This window comes from Acinetobacter sp. CFCC 11171 (assembly GCF_003268405.1).
Taxonomy (GTDB): Bacteria; Pseudomonadota; Gammaproteobacteria; order Pseudomonadales; family Moraxellaceae; genus Acinetobacter; species Acinetobacter amyesii.
Genome location: NZ_LQXP01000011.1, coordinates 90332 through 97546 on the forward strand (window position 1 = coordinate 90332; position 7215 = coordinate 97546).

The 7215-nt window shown below is 34.1% G+C and carries 6 protein-coding genes and 1 pseudogene; 1 reads left to right on the top strand and 6 read right to left on the bottom strand.

Annotation, left to right across the window (positions count from 1 at the left end):
- Positions 1–25: 25 nt before the first annotated feature.
- From AVJ20_RS18655 to AVJ20_RS07480, 3 genes are all read right to left on the bottom strand, one after another.
- Positions 26–583: a DUF6708 domain-containing protein gene (locus tag AVJ20_RS18655; RefSeq protein ID WP_228157179.1), complete on the bottom strand. Its 558-nt coding sequence runs from the start codon at positions 581–583 to the stop codon at positions 26–28.
- Position 584: 1 nt separating this feature from the next.
- Complete coding sequence (locus AVJ20_RS18660; protein ID WP_228157180.1) at positions 585–1037, bottom strand: hypothetical protein; 453 nt, start codon at positions 1035–1037, stop codon at positions 585–587.
- Between the two features lie 67 nt (positions 1038–1104).
- Positions 1105–1497, bottom strand: coding sequence for a hypothetical protein (locus AVJ20_RS07480; RefSeq protein ID WP_111884757.1), 393 nt, complete (start codon positions 1495–1497; stop codon positions 1105–1107).
- Between the two features lie 465 nt (positions 1498–1962).
- Here AVJ20_RS07480 and AVJ20_RS07495 point away from each other — a divergent pair, with 465 nt between their 5' ends.
- Positions 1963–2910: an IS5 family transposase gene (locus AVJ20_RS07495; RefSeq protein WP_111884760.1), complete on the top strand. Its 948-nt coding sequence runs from the start codon at positions 1963–1965 to the stop codon at positions 2908–2910.
- Positions 2911–3015: 105 nt separating this feature from the next.
- Here AVJ20_RS07495 and AVJ20_RS07500 read toward each other — a convergent pair.
- The 3 genes and pseudogenes from AVJ20_RS07500 to AVJ20_RS18665 all read right to left on the bottom strand — a co-directional run.
- Positions 3016–3722 (bottom strand): annotated as a pseudogene (locus tag AVJ20_RS07500) (IS1595 family transposase).
- A gap of 37 nt (positions 3723–3759) precedes the next feature.
- A complete protein-coding gene (locus AVJ20_RS07505; RefSeq protein WP_111884761.1) occupies positions 3760–4905 on the bottom strand; it encodes a tetratricopeptide repeat protein in 1146 nt (381 codons plus the stop codon).
- A gap of 24 nt (positions 4906–4929) precedes the next feature.
- The coding region (locus AVJ20_RS18665) for an RHS repeat-associated core domain-containing protein (protein ID WP_228157181.1) at positions 4930–7215 on the bottom strand (2286 nt) is incomplete at its 5' end.

Genomic DNA, 7215 nt, shown 5'->3' on the forward strand with positions numbered 1-7215 from the left:
AATAGCTCAAAATTAAGTATAAAAATTATGATTTAATGACACGACCATAAGTGTCTAACTGATAGGTCGTAGATGCATCGACAATGTACGGGTCATCTTGCTCGACCTGACATTCATGCTCCACACACTGAGGCCATTTCGGTTGTTTATCCAAAGTAATAAATTTATTTCGGCAGAAACCTAATATTTTAATCATTGCTCGTGAGTAGAATGATCGAATTTCACTCTGATAATCTAAAGCAACAATCTGTTTACTTTGTTCTAAGGATTCTGGTTGATTTTCGATATCTAAACAGTAACTAAGTTTATTTTTTGGAAGTCGACCAATAATATCTGATGCATTTTTATTGTAGTAAAGATTCATAGGACCACTTGTCATGTAAGTTTTTATAAACTCCCAAATTTCAAGAGTTTCGTCTTTTTTTGTTTTACTCAATGCGAAAGCAAACGTATATTGGATTATCTCATTTTCATCTTTTATAAAAGCTTTAATCTCCCAGAAAAACCCCTCATATCCCCCCAACCTACGATTTAAAATAAAATCCATTTTATCCCAATGCCCTTCAAATACTTCTCCACTCACATCATAGACATAGACTTTTTTTATTTTTTCTATTAAATCGAATTGGATAATAGTTAAAACCTTCAATTTCATACTTTTTAAAATTATTAAAAACTTTATAAAAAATAAATAAAATACTACCCATTAATATGTGAAGCGGAGAAAAAACTATTAGATATCCAAAAAAATTTTCTCCATCTTTAATAACTATAGAATAAAATAAAAATAACGAAAAAATAAATATAATTGGAATTACAGTTATAGCGCCAAATAAAAAATTAAGATAAGCATTACCTTTTAAAAAAAAACTACCGTTAACACATTCTAAATAAGTTGAATTCATTTTAATGAAATTAAACCCATGGTTTTTATAATCATCCCCCCAAAAACTCTTTGAAAGTCGTAATTCTTTTTCTTGTTGAGTTAACAATCTACGATTTTTATAATGTGGATATTGTAAAGTACCATTTAGCATTAATGACTTCCTTCAATATTATTTGGTGAAATTCAGATTCCAGTTTTTTTGTTGCTCGTCAAAGCTTTCAAAAGGTGTATATCTTTGGAGCCCCAAAAAAAGAAGATTGAGAACATAGCAAAGATCTACGTAACCAGATTTGCATATCATTTTCCTTAATAGATAGACCTACAATCGAAAGACCTATACCTAGAGCCAATAATCCCCACCCTAAAACTGGAAGTACTCCCATGATCCAAAGAGAACCAATTAACACTCCTCCACTTACCATTGTAATTGCACCATCTAATCTTTTACCACTTGAGATATCATTCCCGCCATTCCATACATCCCAGCCTGCTGTTAAAAAACCAATCCCTATAGCAAAACGCTTAATAAAGTTTTTAGATAATGTAAATGCTTTAAGATTTTTTGTAGCCAGTCTAAATTTAATATTACTATTTAATGATGAAGTCTCCATACTGCGTAATCTTGATATACTCTGATCTGTAGACAGTAAACATTTACGAATCCATTTTTGGGTATCATTATCTTGCTTGGGCAAAATATGTAATTAAAGATAAAATAGACTTTTTCATTTCTTATCAGAATAATCCTCAGGATAAGGATCATCTTTAATAACTTTTCGCTAATCATAAATAGATTCTAAAATTAATTTCTCTGATGTATCTTCATGTCGTGCAATTAATAGATATATTTCTTGAGAGTTTTTAAAGCCATACAAGTCAAAAATTTGTTCTGAGTTTTCACTGAGATATATTAACGAAGCTGCGGAACTCTTAATAATATACATAAATAAAAAATAAAAAGTAAAAATCGCAGAAAAGAATATTAAAAAATTTACTAGATCAAAATTTTGAGGGAGTACAATGGCTTTGTTGCACAATCCTATCTGTAAAGGCTTTTTCAGCGATATAATTTTCAAATGAAGAAACCTACACACAAAATCTACCGCACAACCAATTGGCCCGCATATAACCGAGCACTCATGAGTCGCGGAAATATTGCCCTTTCGTTTGATCCTGCTACGCAATGGTATGCGCCATCAAAAGGCAAACAAGGGCGAAATCAAACCTACTCCGACGCAGCCATCCAATGCTGCTTAATAATTAAATCCTTATTTCGTCTGTCTTTACGTATGGTTACTGGCTTTGTGCAAAGTCTGATTAAACTTTGCGGATTAAATTGGATAGCTCCAGATTACACCACGCTTTGTAGAAGACAAAAGCATATTGATATTGTAATCAGCTACCAAAAAAGTAGCGATGGGCTGCATCTACTCATAGACTCTACAGGCATGAAGTTTCTAGGTGAGGGCGAATGGAAACGCAAGAAACATGGACCTGAATATCGTCGCCAATGGCGTAAACCTCATATTGGTATAGATGCTAAAACCCTACAAATACGAGCAGTTCAGCTTACAACCAATAATGTCAGTGATTCACAGGTGCTTGGTGATTTACTTAATCAGATTCCACAAGATGAGCGGATTGACTCTGTTTATACTGATGGAGCTTATGACACCAAGCCATGCCGTCAGGTCATTGCATATCGGCAAGGGCATGCGGTGATTCCACCTAGAAAAAATGCGAAACTATGGAAAGATACAAAGAGTAGCTCGCTAGAGCGAAATAAATTACTTCAAACGGTTAATCTTGCGAAGCAGTGCTTCTCAGGCAGGACACTATGGAAAAAATGGTCAGGCTATCATCGGCGAAGTTTGGTTGAAACTAAGATGCATTGCATCAAATTATTAGGAGATAAACTCTGTGCAAGGAGTTTTGATAGCCAAGTGAATGAGATTCATACACGTGTAGCAGTCCTTAACAGATTTACGGAATTAGATCGGCAACTTACCCAAGTTACGCCTTAAATTTGGCTCAATTAGGGGCGCTTTGCATTTAAAATCTTTGTGCAACAAAGCCCTATAGTTTTGTAAATTAAAATTATAAAAGACATTTAGCCAACAAAAGTTTGCTTAGATAATTAATATATAAAATTTTGGGGCTTTAATAGATAAGGTTTGAATTCCAGTCCAAACTCGCAAAGTTTTCAACTGTTGACTTGGACTTCCATAATTAAATTTAAACTTACATTCCTTTAGAAACAAGGGAAAAAATTCTTTAGGAATATCATTATATTTTCTCAATATTCTTTTCGCTTGTTTCCAAAAATTCCCAATTCCATTTATATGATTTTTCCCATTTTCAAAATGAGTTGAATGATTAACTCTATCATGGCAAAAACCTGCAACATCCAAGGCATTGTAGCTACGCCATTGGTCAGTATAGACAATGCTATCTAGAGTAATTTTCTTAGAATTACAGGCATTAAAGTACTAAATTTAGTATCAGGAACAACAACGGTATAAACCTTACATTACGCTTCAATAATCCAAATACAAAAAATAACTTTATCAGCGGCACCACGCCCTCGTTTACCCTTACGAGTTCCACCAAAATAGCTTTCATTTAACTCAATTTCACCATCGAATATTTCAAAGGCTTCTATCTCTAAATGATAAGCAATAATTTTACGAATTTTAGTAAACAAAAGTGCTGCTGAATTATTATGAATTTTTAATAAATCAGCAGCAGCTCTTGCAGTAACTTCTAGCACGAAAAATTCTAGTAGTTTTAATTGGATTTTCTTACCTAATTTACAGTTAGTTAGCTTTATTTTCATTGATTAACATATTGCTAATCTAGTACAACCCCAAAGTTTATTTCAAATTATTGAGCATATCTTGTGCGGGCTGATAACCATGCTCTGCAGCATATTCCAAATACACCTTAGATCGAACAATATCTTTTGGCACACCTAAACCATTTAAGTATATAAATCCTAAGTTTGATGCTGAAACAATTTTTATATCATTGCTCCCAACTTTAAATAAAACTAAATTAACATTTAATGCTTGATGGTAATCCTTTTCACAATAATTTCCTTTTAAATATTCAGCACCCAAATTAATTCCAGCTGGCAAGTAACCATTTTCAAATGATTTTTTATATAATTTACAAACTTCAGGATTTTTTTCACTTTTATGCTTCAACACTCTAGCCTTAATAAAATCTCCTGTTATTACATCATGACTTATTAGTTTATTAGCCAATTCATCTGCTTTTTCTAAATCCAAGTACTCTTCAAAACTAGGCATTTCACCGAGATATAGAGCTGCTAGATCAGCAAGAGCAAACCAATATTTATTTTCAGCTGCAATATTATTATTTTTAACAAAACTATCCACATCCCCATTCATTAAATCAATCAAAGCTATTTCAGAATAGGAAGCTGCAATATATTTTTTTGATTGATTTAATAATAGCAATGATTTTTCAATATTTTTCTCAACACCCAAACCTCTACTATATCTTGCACCCAAGTTATGCATAGCCAAGGGGCTTCCTAAATCTGAAGCAATTTTAAGATATTTAATGGATTGTTGAATATTACCATTTTTTGCGTAGTATTCGCTGAGCCACAAATTTGCTTCTGGATTTTGGTTATCTGCTGAAAACTTGATCAGTTCTAATCCAGCATCTTCATTTTTTATAAAATGTTTTCCGTAATATGTAAAATTTCCTAAAAAATAAGCATCACTTACTCTTTTTTTATTTTCTTCCAAACATTTTTTTGTTGCTGCATTGAAATTATCAAAGTTGCTATTACAATGTGGAGATAATATTTTATTAACTTCTTCTTTTAGACTTATTGGTATTTTTCCACAACCAATAATTCCATTTTCATTATATATCTCACAAGGTACTTGTATAACTTCCAATTTTTTTGATTCGGTATTAGACTTTATACATCCTCCCAAACTTCCCAATACTAGAGTCAGTGAAATCAACAATAAAATTCTCATAAAAATTCCATATAAAACAAAATATTATTTGGGTGCACTGCAAATTGTTATTTGAGGACAAAAAGATACATCAGCCCCTAAAGCAACGCCTATAGCTGGACCCGCAGTCCCAGTATAGTTATCTACACTTGCATAATCTTTTGGGCTTTTTATTCCTGTTGTTCTATTTTTCAAATCGATCCCACTCGAATCAAAATTTGTAGTACAAACTGAACCTTTAGCACCAACTAAAGCACCTGCTGCTCCATTTACACAAGTTGATGCGCTAATACCTGAACTCAACTCTGAGGTGCTTACTAACTTTTGTATACTTCCAGTGACCTCTACTGCCGCTCCAAAAGAAGGACAAATATAGGCTATTCCACATTTTTTATTTTTACCATCCGCAGTTTGAGAATCTGCTAACCCTACTGCCCCACTAAATCCACCAATTGCTTTTGTTGAAAACTCACCAATTGTGCCTGTAGTCTTTACATTTTCCTTAGCTATTTGGGTCAATGATTTTTGTGGTACTTGAGACTTTCCAGGAACATTCATTTGATTAATCCCCATCTGTCCACTATATTCTCTTCGTTTCTCTTTCCTTTTTTGTTCATCTTCTTTAACTTTTGCTGCTAATTGTTGTTGCCTGTAAGCTTCTGCATTCGCCTCTCTCTTCTCTACAGACATAAAAGAACTTTCACGTTTTATCAAATCTATAGCTCTCTTATCAGAGGCTGCCATAAGCTCAAGAGTTTTTTGAGTAAAACCATTATTATTTTTATCTTGCAACCCCATTGGATCAATCCACAGATTTGGATCACTTACATAAGCAGAATTATTCAACCCTCCAAACAACCCTATTGGGTCCTTACTCACATACCTTGCACTAAACGGCTCATAATAACGATAACGGTTATAATGTAACCCTGTTTCACTATCGTAATACTGTCCTTGGAATCTTAGATTACTTTGCTCAAGCAGGTTATCACCTGTATTTATTTCTAAAGCTGTGCCCCATGTATCCTGTTTAATTTCCCAAACACACTCACCTAACTCATTAGTCAATGTTTGTGGTGTTCCTACTTGGTCACAGTGGTAAAAGGCAACTTTTTCTAATTCAGCTTTATTTTTTCTCGTTTCATGCTTCCAAATCGGATCTTTATAAACTGAATAATCCTCATGTTGAAATTGGGCATAGTCAGGGGTTTCTAAAAGCTTGATAAACCCTGTATAGCCCGTTTGTAGTAGTGGCACAAAACTCTGTGGTTCATAGACATAATGCTTGGTGTAGTTTTCTTCTGCTTTATTAGATTGCTGTGACTCCCAAATCATCAAGTCACCATCCCAACCAAATAAAGTCAGGGTTTGCGCATTTTGGTTTTTCTTAAACAAGCGTCGTCCAAATACATCATAACCATATTCAGTCACCTGCCCCTGATGATCACTGCGAATCAATCTGTTCAGGTTATCCCACGTCAGTTTTAATGTTTTGCCTGCATGGCTAATTTCAATCACATTACCTTGCGCATCGTATTTATAATTTTTACCTTTATATTGCGATATCAAATTACTTTTCACTTGTGATGTTTGCGTGGCAACTGGGTCAATCAAATTCCCTGCTGGATCAAAAGCAAAGTTTTCTGTTTGATGTAGGCTTTGACTCAGTGTTAAACGGCCAATGGCATCATACTGATAAGTCAGCTTACCTAATCGGCTGTCATTTACTTGGGTGAGCAAATAATTTTGATCATATTGATAATGCCGTTCTGCTTGATGCTGTACACGACCTACCGTTTCTTGTTCTGGTTGAATAATTTGTGAACTCAGCAGACCGACATCATTATAATTTTTGCTCTGAATTAAACCATTTGCCAGCATGCGTACTGTTTCACGGTGCAAATCATCACGTTGGAACGCCACCATATCTTGTTTGTTAAAAGCGATTCCAAAAATATGCCCTGACCCATAGCTTAGATTGCTTTGAACTTGCCCATCGGGACGAATCGTTTTATTTAAATTCCCTAACTCATCATATTCATAACGCAATACCGCTGTCATCGGCTTTAAATTTGGCACGTTGTAATGCTGATGTTCACGTACCAATTGCCCAAGCGCATTCCGATAGAAATCATTTTGGCTTTCTTTATTTTTTGCTTTGCTCAGTTGGTTATTCAGATTATATTCAAACTCTTCGGTTTGGCTATGACGCGTTTGCACATGGGTATAAGTTTTTGATGCAATCATGCCATCAGCAAAGTAGGCAAATTGAGTAAAAACATTCGGCTGGCGAATTTGAAATAATTGACCATTTTCATTGTAGCTATAGTG